13 protein-coding genes are annotated in these 14,135 nt (G+C 57.9%); 1 reads left to right on the forward strand and 12 read right to left on the reverse strand.

The annotated features are described in order from the left end of the window. Nucleotides 1-25: 25 nt before the first annotated feature. Nucleotides 26-2,020: a TIM-barrel domain-containing protein gene (locus KTE_RS36795; RefSeq protein WP_201390600.1), complete on the forward strand. Its 1,995-nt coding sequence runs from the start codon at nucleotides 26-28 to the stop codon at nucleotides 2,018-2,020. Nucleotides 2,021-2,082: 62 nt separating this feature from the next. On the opposite strand, the gene KTE_RS36800 is transcribed toward KTE_RS36795, so the two are convergent. The 12 genes from KTE_RS36800 to KTE_RS36855 all read right to left on the reverse strand — a co-directional run bounded on the left by KTE_RS36800 (nucleotide 2,083) and on the right by KTE_RS36855 (nucleotide 13,757). Continuing rightward, nucleotides 2,083-3,591 carry a kelch repeat-containing protein gene (locus KTE_RS36800; protein WP_201390602.1) on the reverse strand — a complete coding sequence of 503 codons (1,509 nt, stop codon included), beginning with the start codon at nucleotides 3,589-3,591 and terminating at the stop codon, nucleotides 2,083-2,085. 30 nt (nucleotides 3,592-3,621) lie between these two features. Further along, nucleotides 3,622-4,101, reverse strand: a complete 480-nt coding sequence (locus KTE_RS36805; protein WP_201390604.1) for a hypothetical protein — start codon at nucleotides 4,099-4,101, stop codon at nucleotides 3,622-3,624. Nucleotides 4,102-4,117: 16 nt separating this feature from the next. Continuing rightward, nucleotides 4,118-4,687: a phage tail protein gene (locus tag KTE_RS36810; RefSeq protein ID WP_201390606.1), complete on the reverse strand. Its 570-nt coding sequence runs from the start codon at nucleotides 4,685-4,687 to the stop codon at nucleotides 4,118-4,120. Continuing rightward, nucleotides 4,674-7,259, reverse strand: coding sequence for a baseplate J/gp47 family protein (locus KTE_RS36815; RefSeq protein ID WP_201390607.1), 2,586 nt, complete (start codon nucleotides 7,257-7,259; stop codon nucleotides 4,674-4,676). Before KTE_RS36815 ends, KTE_RS36810 begins: the two co-directional genes overlap by 14 nt. Beyond that, complete coding sequence (locus KTE_RS36820) at nucleotides 7,259-7,690, reverse strand: GPW/gp25 family protein (RefSeq protein WP_201390608.1); 432 nt, start codon at nucleotides 7,688-7,690, stop codon at nucleotides 7,259-7,261. The genes KTE_RS36815 and KTE_RS36820 overlap by 1 nt, the downstream gene beginning before the upstream one ends. Then, the gene (locus tag KTE_RS36825; RefSeq protein WP_201390611.1) at nucleotides 7,687-8,028 is read right to left on the reverse strand and encodes a hypothetical protein; all 342 of its coding nucleotides are present in this window, start codon (nucleotides 8,026-8,028) and stop codon (nucleotides 7,687-7,689) included. The genes KTE_RS36820 and KTE_RS36825 overlap by 4 nt, the downstream gene beginning before the upstream one ends. A gap of 3 nt (nucleotides 8,029-8,031) precedes the next feature. Then, nucleotides 8,032-9,552, reverse strand: coding sequence for a phage baseplate assembly protein V (locus KTE_RS36830; RefSeq protein ID WP_201390613.1), 1,521 nt, complete (start codon nucleotides 9,550-9,552; stop codon nucleotides 8,032-8,034). After that, nucleotides 9,549-10,304, reverse strand: coding sequence for a LysM peptidoglycan-binding domain-containing protein (locus KTE_RS36835; RefSeq protein WP_201390615.1), 756 nt, complete (start codon nucleotides 10,302-10,304; stop codon nucleotides 9,549-9,551). The genes KTE_RS36830 and KTE_RS36835 overlap by 4 nt, the downstream gene beginning before the upstream one ends. After that, nucleotides 10,292-11,299, reverse strand: a complete 1,008-nt coding sequence (locus tag KTE_RS36840) for a hypothetical protein (protein ID WP_201390617.1) — start codon at nucleotides 11,297-11,299, stop codon at nucleotides 10,292-10,294. The genes KTE_RS36835 and KTE_RS36840 overlap by 13 nt, the downstream gene beginning before the upstream one ends. Before the next feature lie 5 nt (nucleotides 11,300-11,304). Then, nucleotides 11,305-11,787, reverse strand: coding sequence for a phage tail protein (locus KTE_RS36845; RefSeq protein WP_201390619.1), 483 nt, complete (start codon nucleotides 11,785-11,787; stop codon nucleotides 11,305-11,307). Next, nucleotides 11,780-12,937: a phage tail sheath C-terminal domain-containing protein gene (locus KTE_RS36850; RefSeq protein ID WP_201390621.1), complete on the reverse strand. Its 1,158-nt coding sequence runs from the start codon at nucleotides 12,935-12,937 to the stop codon at nucleotides 11,780-11,782. The genes KTE_RS36845 and KTE_RS36850 overlap by 8 nt, the downstream gene beginning before the upstream one ends. Before the next feature lie 130 nt (nucleotides 12,938-13,067). Then, complete coding sequence (locus KTE_RS36855; protein WP_236600852.1) at nucleotides 13,068-13,757, reverse strand: hypothetical protein; 690 nt, start codon at nucleotides 13,755-13,757, stop codon at nucleotides 13,068-13,070. Between the last annotated feature and the right edge of the window lie 378 nt (nucleotides 13,758-14,135).

Raw genomic sequence — 14,135 nt, forward strand, 5'->3', positions numbered from 1 at the left:
TTCGGACCAAGAAAGAAGGATTATCATGCAAGGTTTTCAACGATATGCAAATGCACTACTGTGGGAACGGAATCACGAGCAACTGCGCATAGAGCCGTGGGGGCGCGACAGCCTGCGCGTCCGTTCGACGCCTAATGCTGCAGTTCGTGACGACCTGTTGAGCGTCCTTTTGTCGCCGGAACCAACGGAAGTGCAGATCACGATTGACGCGCAGGGGGCCAGGATCAGCAATGGCGCGCTTACCGCGAGCGTTTCTCCGCAGGGGCATGTTCGCTTCTCCAAGACGGAGAGCGGAGAGGAACTGCTGGCGGAAACCCCTCTTAAGCATTCGACCCGCATTCCACCTCGCCATTTTAAAGCGCTTCACAGCGATCTCTATCATCTGGAGGCGCGTTTCAAGGCGTATGAAGGCGAGAGGCTCTACGGTCTGGGGCAGCACCAGCACGGGTTGCTCGATCAGAAGGGGGCGGTAGTCGAACTGGCCCAGCGCAATACTGAAGTGGCGATTCCCTTCCTGTTCTCAAGCCGGGGCTATGGCCTGCTATGGCACAACCCGGCCATCGGGCGCGTGGAGCTTGGCAAAACCGCGACGCGCTGGATCGCCGAGGCGACCGCTCAGCTTGATTACTGGATCACGACGGGCGATACGCCCGCCTCGATCATGGAGCACTATGCCGATGCGACCGGCCACGCGCCTGAGTTCCCCACATGGGCCTCTGGTTTCTGGCAGTGTAAATTACGCTATCGCACGCAGGATGAATTGCTCCAGGTCGCCCGCGAGTATAAGAAGCGCGGCCTGCCTCTTTCGGTTATTGTTATTGACTTCTTTAACTGGACCTTGCAAGGTGACTGGCGCTTTGATCCGCAAGCCTGGCCCGATCCCCAGGCGATGGTTGACGAGCTCAGAGCAATGGGCGTCGAATTGATGGTTTCCGTCTGGCCGACAGTCAACCCTATGAGTGAGAACTTCGCGGAGATGCAGGCGCGTGGCCTGTTGATGCGCACGGAGCGTGGTATCCCCGCTATGATGATCTTTCAGGATAACCGTCCGGAGGGCCCGGCCTTTGTGCAATACTATGACGCCACCAATCCCGAGGCACGCGCGTTTGTCTGGGAGCAAGTACGCGAGCACTACTATCAGTACGGTATCAAAACCTGGTGGCTGGATGCTTGCGAGCCGGAGATGCATCCGCTGGATGCGGATAACGTTCGTTTCCACCTGGGCAATGGCAGTGCAGTGGCGAACGCCTATCCGATGCTGCACGCCAAGGGGTTCTATGATCATCAGCACCGGGAGAGCGATGAGCCTATCCTCAATCTCTGCCGCTCGGCCTGGGCGGGGAGTCAGCGGTACGGGGCGGCTGTCTGGTCAGGTGATATTGATAGCACCTTTGAGGATTTGCAGATTCAGGTGCGCGCGGGCCTGAATATGGCCTTGAGCGGTATTCCCTGGTGGACAACCGACATCGGCGGCTTCTATGGTGGCGATATCGACTCGCCTTCTTTCCGCGAACTGCTGATTCGCTGGTTCCAGTACAGTACCTTCTGCCCGATGCTGCGCCTGCATGGCTACCGTAATCCCGAGCGCAACATTGACGCCATGATCGATACCGGCGCCGAGAACGAGGCGTGGTCGTTTGGCCCGGAGGCATACGCGATCATTAAGGAGCTCTTGTTCTTGCGCGAGCGCCTGCGCCCGTATGTCGAAGCTCAGATGAAGGTAGCGCACGAGAAGGGCACACCCCCCATGCGGCCCCTCTTCTTCGATTTCCCTGAGGATGAGGAGTGCACGCGTGTAGATGACCAGTTCCTCTTTGGCCCCGACCTGCTGGTGGCCCCAATCTTGACGGAAGGCGCGCGCAGTCGCGGCGTCTACCTGCCCGCGGGGACTACCTGGACCGATGCCTGGAGTGGCGAGACGTTTGAGGGCGGCCACTATATCACGGCAGAGGCCCCCCTAGAGCGGATTCCAGTATATCTTCGTGATGGAGCTGATGTGCCCATTCGAGAGGGCCGCTAAGCAGCGAACAAACAAGCAGTGAAAAACAAAGCAGGCGGGACTCAGCGAAGCAGGAAAGCCTCTCAGGGACGAGAGGAATCCTTTCCCCTGATGATGCGTTTTCTTTCTTGCCCGGTTTGTGGTATCGTCGCTTCGGTATGCGGGTAAATTTCTCCTACCTGCATACTATGCATCGCCACTGGCTGGTTATTGTAGACCTCGACTGTATTGACTGAGCTCCCGGCAGAGCCGCCTATAGCATAGATCCTCCCATCCTGTCCAAGCGCGCCTCCAAGACCATCCCGTGCGGTTGACATAGGTGCGATGTTTGTCCAGGCATTCGTTCTGGGATCATATGCCTCCACCGTTTTGAGAGGGCCACTTGTGTTTCGGCCCCCAATGGCGTAAATTCGCCCATCGGGGCCAACCACCGCTGTCAATCCCGTGCGTGCGGTTGGCATAGGTGCAAGGGGTGTCCAGGTGTTCGTTTTGGGGTCATATGCTTCTACCGTCTTGAGGATGCCGCTTGCGTTTATTCCCCCCATGACGTAGATCCGCCCATCAGGGCCAAGCGCCGACGCGAGCCCATAGCGTGCGGTTGGCATAGGCGCGAGGGTTGTCCAGGTCTGTGTCCTGACATTATACGCCTCCACCACGTTTAGCTCGCCACTATCTAATTTACCGCCTATTACGTAGATGCGCCCGTCAGCTCCCACAGTAGCAGTAAGGTTGGAACGAGGGGTGGGCAGAGTGGAGGCAAGAGTTGTCCAGGTATCTGTCAAGGGATCGTAGGTATCCACTGTACTGAGCTGGTTATTGCCGGAGTCTGCGACACGATTGGTGCCGCCAATAGCATAAATAAGGCCATCGGGCCCCAGTACCGCTGCTAGATACCCTCGGTGGGTGGGCATCTGCGTACCGGTAGTCCAGGTATTCTTCGCGGCGTCGTAGATCTCCACGCGGGTAAGGTAATAGCTGCCATTGGGATTGGTGCCATGGCCACCGATGGCATAGAGCCGCCCGTCGGACCCCCGTACCACCACCAATCCCTCACGTGCGGTTGGCATAGGAGCAGCGCCCTTCCATTGCCCAGCCACGACAGTGGGGGTAACGGTGGGTTGCATGGCGATGGGTGCAGGAGCTTTCCGGGTGATCTGACTGAGTCCATAGGCTGCGCCACCTAGCAAAATCAGCGCCCCCAGCGCGGCGGCCACGATCCACCAGGGGAAGGGCTTTTTCACAGGCGCCGCGGCGGGCACCGTAAATTTGACCGTTGGCCCCTCGCTAGTGTCATCATCGGGATTGGCCAGGTCCACCATATCCAGTCGGAAGGTGTAGTCGCCAGTTGGGGCGCCTGGTGGAACGGTAATTTGCACGGTATATTGCTGGCTTCCGGTACTGGCGAATTCGCGCTCAGATTCTCCCAGCAGCGTCAACCAGGAACTGGCAGCCGATGAGAGGGCGACCACGCGGGCGCGACCGCTAATGACTCGTGTCGTTGTGTTAGAAACGGTAAACGAGGTCTGCACCTGGCGACTGCTATCCAGAGGTACGCTGCTGGTCGCCGCGGTGATCGCAAATGAGCTTGACATGGTTTTATCCTCCTGGGGATCCTGCTCAACTTATTTGAGTGCGAGGAGACACGCAGGCGCCCCCTCCATACGAAGGCACGTGATACTGAGTGCCCCATGCGCTTTGCCCGGGTAAACTTTGAAATTGGTATCCGTTGTGGTCCCTACTCCCATCAGGGTCTTTTGCACGGGTAGCGTCTCTTCCTGAGTGAGCGTTACCGTCGCCGACGCCCCTTGTATGAGTTGTAGTGAGACCAGGCGCAGCGTGAAGGGGAACTCTCCAATGCCAAATGTGCAGATGCTGCCCAGGGGCACGACAAGCGTATCTCTCTGAAGGCAACTCGCGGGTGCAGGCCTCAGATCACCAACCTTTAACGGCTGCTGAATGACGAGAGTTCTACCCAGTCCCGTCACCCACCCAGGAGGCTGGAATGCCTGATCGTCGGAGTGTATGGCCCCAAGGTTGAGACCGACGACGAAGAGGACACCTATCACGAACAATAGGGCGAGAAAGACTTTGGGGCTGCGCATACGAATGTACCCCTTTCTAAGAGGAAGGTGGTCTGCCTTCTGGATTCTCCACCATTTCAAGTTCATAGGTAACATAGGCAGGCTTTTCCGACTCGATGATCTGCTCGATCATGGCGCGGTATGACGCCGCTTCGTGTGGGGCCCGAACGCGGAGGTGGAATGGTCGGGGCAGGCCATCAGGTCCTGGCACCTGCTCCTCTATTGTGAAGCCTTGTACGCCAGTTGCCGTTTCCAGGAAGCGTAGCAGTCCCTTTGCCGTCCCTCGCCATTGTGCCAGGAACGGTGAGGCAGCTATCAGTTCGCGTAGCCGCCCCATTCCACTGGGCCAGGAAGGAGCAGTCTGCGTCGAGGATGTTGCGGGAACACCCTGTAAAAAACGTTCTAGATCGACACAGCTCGCCAGGAAAGGCACGAACGCATCGGGAGCGCGATAAGGATCAAAGAACGCATCAAGCTGGTCCAGCACTGCCTCGTCTGGAGCTGGCAGGGCTTCCATCACTTCGAGCAGAGCGAGCAAGGGTGAGCCTTCCTCTATGGCCCGCTGAAAAACCTCGGGGAGCAGACGCTCAATATCAGTCCGCTTCATCTTCACCTACTACCGCTATATCGTGTTCGCCCGAGACGAACAACCAGGTTGCTGGCAACGTCACTTTGTCGGGGAATTCTTTGTTCGAGGATGAAGAGTAGGCTCCCCCACCATCCTCGCTGCGGAAAATCCCCTTTGCTCCGCCCGCCAGTACCAACCCGGTTTCAGGGTTCGCTCCAAGCGCGAGGACCGGGTGGAAGCGGCCCGGGTCTCTCAGGGGCAGGCCACAGCCCACGTCGGATACCCGCCAGGCGGCATCACGTCCACGGAGGTCTAGTTGCAGCACACCCGCGCGATGAGAGCCCGCCAGAACCTTCGTGCCGATAAAAGTGATTGAGCGACACGTCCCCCCAGTCCAGTTTTTTCCGAACCTTTGCCATCCTTCTGGTGGGTCCTCTGAGCCGCGCAACTCCCAGGTAAAGCATCCCTTGCCGGGGTCATCTCCGCCGGAGACCGCCGCGCCCGCCCAGATAAATGAGCGGGGACCATCGTGCTCTATCACTAATTCCCGGATATCCTCGCCACGCAGCCCGGTATGCCGAAAGGTGTTAGTCGCGCCCCCACTGCTGGAAAGATAGACCCCACCAGTATTCTGCGCCGCCACAGCGACGTTTGTGCTCCCCCGCGCGTCCATACTGGTTGTTACCGCGTAAAAGCCTAGCCCCTGATTCGCCTGGTCCACGAGCACCTGCACAGGGCTACTGCCCGGCTGCATGGTGAGTTCATACAACCCGACGTTTGTCGCCAGCAGCAGAACCGGCGCGCCGCCCCGTAATGTCCAGGCCAGGTCCTGGATCAGGAACGCCAGCGAGTAGATGGTAGTTTCCCATGTTTCTGCGCAGTCTCGCGAAATGTGCAGGCGCGATCCCTTATCGTTGGGCAGGCGCGTGGCAACGGCGACAAGCCCCGCTTGACGCGCATGAACCTGCACAACGGTGATTTCCTCTCCTTCGAAGCGGCCAGCCGGCTCCCAGCCTCCACCATCGTTTAGCGAGCGGAACAGCGTGCTCCCGCTCCCGACATACCAGGTTCGCGGCTGTGTGCTATCGGCGACAAGTGTTGTTACATTACTCTCGGGGACCTCATCCACCACGAGCCGTACTTGATCCACCCAGCGCACCCCTGGCTCTGCTAATGCCACATCGTAGACATGGGATGCGCGCAGGGCCTGCCCAAAGGGCCACCCAGTTGAACTGAATGGTGTCGGCAGTGGATTAATTGTCTGGTGCAGGCGTTCAATGACCCGCTGCCTGACCGCCTGAGGATCTTCTTCCCGCCTGACCACAATCCTCGCCTTCACACGTACCTCCTTATAATGGGCCCAATTTACCAGGCAGGTCGTCCCGAGCGGACGTCGCTCGTCTAGTGCCTGCTGGACATGTACGCGGGCTTCCGTGGTCTGGTGGTCCTGGAGCACGGACACCGTCACCTGTCCTCCATCCCGCTTCTCTTCGGGGAGAAAGGGAACCAGCAACACCTCTACGGTTCCAGGTGTGGCATATGCCCATAACGCGGCCCGCGTCAGCGCTTTCGCCCGTGCCACTACCCGTGAATTGTAGAGCGCGACCAGTTCGAAATCGCGGGCAGTTACCGCCCGTTGCAATGAGTGCAATTGCTGTGGCCCGCGCACCAACGCATTCTCCAGCGTTTCTGCCGCGCGTCCTCCCACTGCCGGACCGGGGTTTGTGACCTGGACGCCGATGATCGGGTCCTTCAGTTTGATCAGGGTGTTGGCCTCAACATTTCCCTCTGGCCCACCCCCACGCCGGTACCAGACCCGTATCTCTCGCCCAGCACCCGGAATAGCCGATAGTGCATGTGCAACATCTTCCAGCGCACCCCCCCGCTGCTCAAGCCGCGCCGCTGGGGCGAACATGATCATTCCCGACATCCTATCGGCAAGGTAAACATACGGGTCATCTCCAATGTTGGTAAAGCTATCAACCTCGCGCCATACACGATAGGTCTTGCCTTGATATTCGATTGCCGGGATACGTTCGCCCAGTTCGCCTGGCCCCGCTTCAACGCCGACGACCAGGTCCAAATCGTCTCCCGTTCTCGCTACGAGTGGTGACCGCTGTACCCTGATAACCAGATTGGGCAAACCGGTACCCGTTCCGGCAAGCTCACCCTCCACCAGATCGCAGTGGTGTGCCAATACTTCTACCTGCGTTCTACCAGCAGGGATAGTCGCGTTCTCCGCCGTCGTAAAGATAAGCGCGTCGCTTGAACTCCCCGAGCGACTGAGCGCCACCCGCGTTCCCCGGGGGATCTGGATCGGTTGATCCTCGGCTCGTGCCCGGCTAAATAACAGGCTCACGCTGGCCGCCGCCGGGGGTTGCAGGCGCAGGCCGATCAACCGCAAGAACTCGATATACATCTTCTCTGGCACACGGTTTAAGCGGTAGATCATCGTCTCGGTGAGGTGCGCGAACAGTTCCAGCAGCACCATTCCGGGATCGCCCGGCGAAAGGTCTGTCCACTCCGGAGACGATTGCATGATACGACGACGCGCTTCCTCCATAAGCTGCCGGAAGTCACGATCGTCCAGGTTGGGCGAGGGAAGTGGCATTAGCGTCTCCCTCCCGCAAGGTTAAAGGAAAACGTCGTGATATCGGTCTGCTGGGTGGCCCGTACACGGTATTCAAGGCTGATCGTGAGTTGTTCTGGATTCACTGCGTCACGCTGCGCATCTAGCCGCAGCACTTCAATGCGCGGCTCCCACCGATCGAGCGCCTGCCGCACATAGTGAATGGCTAAACCGGCAGTCGTCTCATCATTGGGAGAGAACACCAGGCGATGCAGATGACAACCATACTCAGGGCGCATGATTCTCTCGCCTGGGACAGTGGACAGCAAGAGTAAGATTGCCTGGCGTACTGAATCACGATCGTCCACCATGGCAATACCTCCCCGTGGAGTGAGACCGAGGCCCGCGGGCCCCTCCGACGTGTCCAGGTCGGGATGGACGAATTTCCAGGCGCGATAGCGTGGCGTGCTCATAGTACCTCCGTCACGAGTTGTTGGCCGGGGTCGCGCACCGTATATTTGACCACGCCCGGTGGCGTCCCGTCGGTCAGGCCGGTTACCGTATCCAGGCAGATGCGCTGACCATGAATGCGCAGAAAATCGGAGTAGCCGACCTCTACGTTGAGGGTGCGAGTACAAGGTTTGATCGTCGCGCCAATATTCGGGCAGCCCGTGATCAACCTGCCTTCCGGATCGTTCTCCACCAGCACCTTTCGCCGCTCGATGGTCACCAGGTCCTGGGTCGTCGCGAGAGAGACGACTCCTAACTCGTGTTTGCAGGTAATAACCCCATCCTCAGTGAGCCACTTCATCGTTTATCCTCTCTCAAAATCGATGTTCTTGCCGCGGATGACTACCCGTTGCCCCGGTGCCTCGATCTCCAAATCCGCCGCCGCATGTACGCGCACCTTCTGCGGCGAGAGTTCGCAGTAGCTTCCACGACTGTTCTCCAGGCGGATCGTCTGCTGCCCATCGTCAAGCTGGATACGCTGCCCGCCCGGGGTCAGTAACGTATAGCGGCGCACCACGCCGCCATCAATGCCCACATCCGGTGGTTCCTCTACTCCGTAGAGTCCACCGAGCACCACTCCCTGACCTGGATCTTCGTGCGCGAAGAGGACCAGCACGTGGTCTCCAATGTCTGGTAAGGTTATAAATCCTTTTCCCGCGCCCGCCCCTGCGCTCAAAACCCCCATCCAGTCTGTCTCCACGTTGCCATACGTTGGCAGGGAAACGCGAATGCGCCCTAACTTCTCGGGATCATCTATCTGAGTTACCACTCCTGGCGTGGCGAGACTGCTGCGCGACCGCGGTCGCGTAGCAGGAGGAGAACTGGAGATTTCGGAAATAAAGCCCTTACGGGCATCGATGGTATGTGTGACAGCCGAGAGGACGTAGCGCCCCGCGACGGCGTCGGCTACTCCTGTGACCTCCACCGGCGTTCCTGGTTGTAGGCGTGGATCGCCCTCGGCTATCCCCCAGAGCGTCACTTCTCGCGCCACCCGCAAGTCTAACTCTGCCTGCGCGAGCCCGGTCGCGTGATCGCTGCCAGGTGCCGCTTCATCAACAAGCTCGTGCCTCTCGCTTCCACCGACACGTGCCGGAGTTATCCCGGCGGCAACAGCACGTCCTACTCGCGCCCGTGATGCCTGGCCTTCGTGGGTTTCTATTCGTGATGGATCCCATCCCGCCGCGGCCACTGATTGGCATACCGTGTCAGCATTGATCTCGATGCGCGCTTGAAGGAGGGACTCGCCCAGGGCAAGTGGCACGACCTCGCCAATGCCTTGCAAGGTCAACAGATGCAGGACATTTCCCCGTAGCGCCAGGTATAACCCACACCGTTCGGCCACTTCCTGCAGGAGTTCAAGATCTGATTGCCGATGCTGGATGAGCCGGGGCCACAATGGTCCAGGTTCCGCTGCCTTCACAACCAATCCCAGGTCGGCGGCTAGTTCTTGCGCCAGGTCTCGTGTCGTGACCTGTACGTGGGCGCGCACCGATTGACGCTTCCGTAGCCGATGCAGGAGATCGTACCCCCGAACGCGAATCGCGCGACCATAGGCTGGCTCGTAGCAATGCTCAACTGCCGTCACCTGACCCGCAAAAAGTGGTTCCGGCTGCCCTGCGATCATGACACGCAACGCCGTCCCTGGTGTTAGCCATACGGCGCTCGCCAGGGACGCTGGCGGATCGAAAAATGTCAATTCGCAGAGTGTCGGCAGCGAGAGACGCTTCTGAATCCGTACCTCTCCTAGCGACTGCGAAATATCAGGGGCGAGCGCCGCTCCCTCCGCTTCCACAAGCACCTCGGGCAGGGAATGTACATAGTTCATGCGCCTTCTCCTCCTAGGACCGAGAGTGGCGGGATGCGCAGCAAGAAACCCACCGGGAGGTGAAGCGGATTTTGCAGATTATTGAACGAGGCGAGCATCCGCCATAGGGAAGGCACCTCTGCTGCCGATTGTTCTGGGTAGTAACGGGCGGCAATCACATCGAGGCGCTCACCCTCGCTGACAACATGCACGCGTACGCGGTCCTCTGATACACTCTCCGGGGGCACTTGTAGCCCTTCCGGGGAGAGCGTTTGAGCCTGAAGCGGCTGCCTTCCCGGTAGCGTCGTTTTCAGCGGCTCGTTTACTCGCCAGAGTCTCATACGCAACCAGGAGCGCTGTGGGGCCCCCTCTGCTGTAAACTGCTCCAGGTGCTCAGCCACCGCGACCACGATCGCGGGTATGTTCCACGATTTGCCCCAGACAAAACGCACCAGCGGAGGCCGTCGATAGCTACTGACGCCACGAGTATTTTCAGCAAGATTCCATAGTGGCCCCGTGAGATCACGCACATCACTCGTCACGATGGAAGACCCTGCCAGAGAAATATCAAATAAGAGATTGAGTTCTAGCTCTGTCCTGCCACCTCCGGTGTAGAGCAGGGGATCATCCCGTAACTCCACTCCGTTCACCACCCCTCCCAGTGAACGCCGGGGCAGCACTCCCGCCAGCCGGCGCATCACCAGGCTATCGGGATTGAGTAAACATCCCAGACGCTCATTGGTTTCTTCCAGCAAAAAGGCTACGCGTTCCATGAGCGACCTCGCTGTTCCTCGTCCAATCGTTGCTCCCGTTCCCAGGCTCGTCGCGCTATGTCCCAATCCGTGCTCAGGTTGTGGGTTGTCTCTTCCAGAGGAAGAGATGGCCAGCGCATGCTTGCCTGTTCCAGCTCGATGAGTGATTGATGGCCGTGTGCTGGTCCTGGTATGCTCGCTTGAGACCAGAGGTTGTGCTCGTTCTTCTCGCTGTCTTGTAAGTGATTGCTTACCACTTGCGTGTTTGGCACATGCGAAGCACCCGGGCTCACCTGATGGTTGTGACCAACGCCTGCCTGGGGCAAGGCTTCTCCCGCTGGTTCTGCTGGCTCAGTCTTCTCTGTTCGCGCTGGTCTCCTCTCTTCTACACCTATTAGCGCTCCTCCTCCGCTGTTGCCAGTTGGAAACGTGTGCCAATCAGTGAAAGGGCGAGCGTCGTGACTGGCCTGCCGGGCGGAAGGTACACGTGGACTCTCCTCCCCTAACACAGACGCTTTCATGTTGACCTGACCTTCCCTGCGAGCTTCGTCAGGCTGTTTACCCGGCTCCGCTGACCTGCTAGCATCCTTCTCCACTCGTAGCGCCGCAGGCACATGCATTTCTTGTCCGTCGATCATTGTCCGTGTGCCGCTCTGTTCCTGTGCCGCCAGGGATACCTGAGATGGTATTGCCGTGCTCCGGCTGGCATGCCCTTTCTGCCACAGCAGTTCTGGTGCGCCTTGCTGCACCCGTGCCAGCCAGTGAGCAGGCGGACTGTCAATATCCCCACTTTCCACAAATTCTTCAAGGATCGGCGACTGCGCTACCGGCATAGGTGAAGATGCAAAACGGGAATCGACCGCTGAGCTTCTTAGATCGACGCGCTGCGCGCTCCCCTGGCCCCATAGCGCTCCGCGACGTTCGGCTCCCGCCTGCCTGGCCACGAAATCTGCCCAACGCTGTAACTGGCTTGCCAGTGCATGCAACATCAAGCCTTTGACGCTCCGTTTTTCCATCGTTTCTACGCCCGTTGCAATGTCTCGTAGACTAACGTCAAGGTCTCGATGGCGGCCTCGCGATTGAGCGCGTCCAGGGGAGCGCCACGCCACTCAGACGGCCAGGCATTGATGAGATCCCAACGCATCATTTCGCTCACGCCATCACTATCGAGCATCAGAATAGAGACATTCTTGCGTTCGACTCTTCCCGCCACTGCGGTCATGAGCCAATCCCAGACCTCATGCGAGGCGGTGAGTCCATAGCGTAACGTCACATCGGCATATTCTACCGGGCCTGGAATGCAATGCACCACCTGGTTCGTTCCCCCTTCGCGGTACTTGATGACGTGAATCTTGATTCCCAGCCCGCTGCAAGCCGTAAAATGTCCTTCAGTGACGCCCTGAATCACCAGTTTAAAGTTATAGGCCCGATAGGGGTCGTTGAATACGCCCGGTTGCGCACCAGACGGCGCCGTTCCTGGTGCTATATCTCCAGCTTCAGGCATTAAAACCTCCCACAGTTTCTGTATCAAGCCCACTTGCATGCTGACTGATACGGAAAACAATGAACTCGGCGGGTTTGACAGGGGCAATACCAATAACCGTGACAACCATACCAGCATCAATGGTGTCGGGTGGATTTGTTTCTTCGTCGCACTTGACAAAGAACGCTTCCTGAGGTGTGCGACCCATCAACGCCCCGTCTCGCCACAAACGCGTCAGGAATGCCGAGAGGTCCCTCCGGATCGATTTCCATAGGGTCCTGTCATTTGGTTCAAAGACAATCCAGCGTGTACTCGTGGCTATCGATTCTTCAATCATATTGAACAGGCGCCGCACGTTGAGATAACGCCACTCACTACTTCCATCGGCAATGGTACGCGCACCCCAAACACGAATTCCCTCACGCGCGAACGACCGAAGACAGTTTACGCCACTCTGATTCAATATTCCCTGTTCATCGCGTGTGAGCAGATAGGTAAGATTGAGCGCACCCCGTACCGATTCATTCGCCGGTGCTTTATGTACACCTCGCGTCGCATCCGTGCGCGCCCAAATTCCGGCAAGATGACCAGAGGGCGGCACATCAACGAGGTCGTTGGGCGAGAGTGAGTCGCGCACTGTGATCCAGGGGAAATAAAACGCTCCATAGCCGCTATCTGACTGCCGTGGCCGAGCCCCCCTCGATCCTCCGAGTTCAGCGGTCGTACCGTAATCTCCCTCGGCGGCGTTACCCTTTTTGGTTTCACCAGTCGCCCCTGCATGACTTGTTCCCGATGTCGGCTGGGCCTTCGCTGTGGCAACCTGTGTCAGCAACGTAATGTCTTCAACATTTTCAGGTGCGTCCAGTATCGCGACCCGATCCTTGAGCCTTTCACAGTGCGAAAGGACGAGGTCATATGAAGTAGCATCGGTGTATCCCGGTGCTGCAACGATAGCGACCTCATCGATCTGCTCGAGGACATCGAGTCCTACGCGGGCACGTCCCCCGCCCGCGATCGACCCACCTTTACCAACGTTGACCACGAAGCATCGGCTACCGCCGTTCTGGAAAAAACCGTAGACGGCGTGTGAGAGCGGCGTGCTCTTACTCCCCTCGGAGACGAAAAAGCGCATGAACTGCGACCAGTTGTTAATAGCTACTGCTTCGTTCAAGCGCCTGGTTGGATCGGGGGCTTCGCCGACAAAACCAGCAGTGCTTGTGCCAACTGCCTGGATTGGTCTCGTCCCCCCGAAACTTCCTCAATGTAAATGTCCGGTGCCATAGGATTCATCATGGTAGTTCTCACTTTATCTCGAATGAATCGAACCGTATCGCCAGTGGCTCTCTGCCGGAAGTGGGTTGTTCCACCGTAACATTCTGCACCCGCCCTTTTGCCTTCACCAGCAAGCGGATACTACCCGCTTCCCCAGGCACTGTGGGGAAGTGGAATCGTCCCCCTGTATCGGTGTAATTGCGAAGTTGGAGAGCGGGCAGTTCCACACTTGCCCCGGCAATCGGGACATCACCTGGCCCCAGTACGATCCCGTACAGACTTGTGATAGGCGTGCCACGCATTACTAAAGGCCCTTGTACTAGCCTGGTGACCGGCTCTGGCCGCTCAATGGGGAGTGGAACACATAGCGTAAACGTGGGGCGTGGGGCTATGCCTAAGGCCGCCCACATGGCCGCAGGCACTTCTGCCAGGTCAAGCTCATACTCATGCTTCTTCATAGCCGCCAGGACGAGTTTTCCCAGGAGACGATGTGCCTCCTCCTCATCGTCTCCTGCCCAGGTTGCCACGAAATAGCGCAATGCAATTCGTATAGGAGGCTGTCGATTCATCCACGCTTGCGGGGGATTGGTTAACGCGAGCAAATAGAGGCTCACGCCATGTTTGCCATCTAACTGACGAGGTGGGCCCAGAACAACATCAGCCCCCATGACAACGCTCTTTACCCACTCTTGTAGCTCTCTATCCACTTGATCAATCACGGCGTCCTCGTTTCTGCGCCTGAAATCGATTGATATGCGACCGGTATCATCCCAAACCCTTCTGCCAATTCTCTGCCTGGAGGCCCCCATCTCCAGGCAGAGGAAGGAAAATATATGGTTCTTGTAACCGCATCTATAGATCAGACGTGCCCGGGCGCTTTTTTTAGAGGTTAAAGATACACAAGCATCTGTATGCAATTGAGATATATAAAAGTAGTATACTTTATTTCATGGTAAAATATCAAAAACCACTTCCAAAAGCTACTTATAGAACCTTGAAGATTTCTATTTAATCATTGCTCGCGACGCGATAGGATATATTTAAGCTAGAAATGAAATAAATTCTTAAATAGCATGAACAATACTTTGCGTGCTTGA

The sequence above is a fragment of the Ktedonobacter sp. SOSP1-85 genome, from assembly GCF_016587415.1.
Classification (GTDB): Bacteria; Chloroflexota; Ktedonobacteria; order Ktedonobacterales; family Ktedonobacteraceae; genus Ktedonobacter.

What these genes read in the sequence shown, in the direction of transcription:
- KTE_RS36830 (WP_201390613.1), bottom strand. Translation starts at nt 9,552, where the DNA reads ATGAACTATGTACATTCCCTGCCCGAGGTGCTTGTGGAAGCGGAGGGA.
- KTE_RS36800 (WP_201390602.1), bottom strand. Translation starts at nt 3,591, where the DNA reads ATGTCAAGCTCATTTGCGATCACCGCGGCGACCAGCAGCGTACCTCTG.
- KTE_RS36820 (WP_201390608.1), bottom strand. Translation starts at nt 7,690, where the DNA reads ATGAGCACGCCACGCTATCGCGCCTGGAAATTCGTCCATCCCGACCTG.
- KTE_RS36795 (WP_201390600.1), top strand. Translation starts at nt 26, where the DNA reads ATGCAAGGTTTTCAACGATATGCAAATGCACTACTGTGGGAACGGAAT.
- KTE_RS36840 (WP_201390617.1), bottom strand. Translation starts at nt 11,299, where the DNA reads ATGGAAAAACGGAGCGTCAAAGGCTTGATGTTGCATGCACTGGCAAGC.
- KTE_RS36805 (WP_201390604.1), bottom strand. Translation starts at nt 4,101, where the DNA reads ATGCGCAGCCCCAAAGTCTTTCTCGCCCTATTGTTCGTGATAGGTGTC.
- KTE_RS36810 (WP_201390606.1), bottom strand. Translation starts at nt 4,687, where the DNA reads ATGAAGCGGACTGATATTGAGCGTCTGCTCCCCGAGGTTTTTCAGCGG.
- KTE_RS36825 (WP_201390611.1), bottom strand. Translation starts at nt 8,028, where the DNA reads ATGAAGTGGCTCACTGAGGATGGGGTTATTACCTGCAAACACGAGTTA.
- KTE_RS36835 (WP_201390615.1), bottom strand. Translation starts at nt 10,304, where the DNA reads ATGGAACGCGTAGCCTTTTTGCTGGAAGAAACCAATGAGCGTCTGGGA.
- KTE_RS36815 (WP_201390607.1), bottom strand. Translation starts at nt 7,259, where the DNA reads ATGCCACTTCCCTCGCCCAACCTGGACGATCGTGACTTCCGGCAGCTT.
- KTE_RS36845 (WP_201390619.1), bottom strand. Translation starts at nt 11,787, where the DNA reads ATGCCTGAAGCTGGAGATATAGCACCAGGAACGGCGCCGTCTGGTGCG.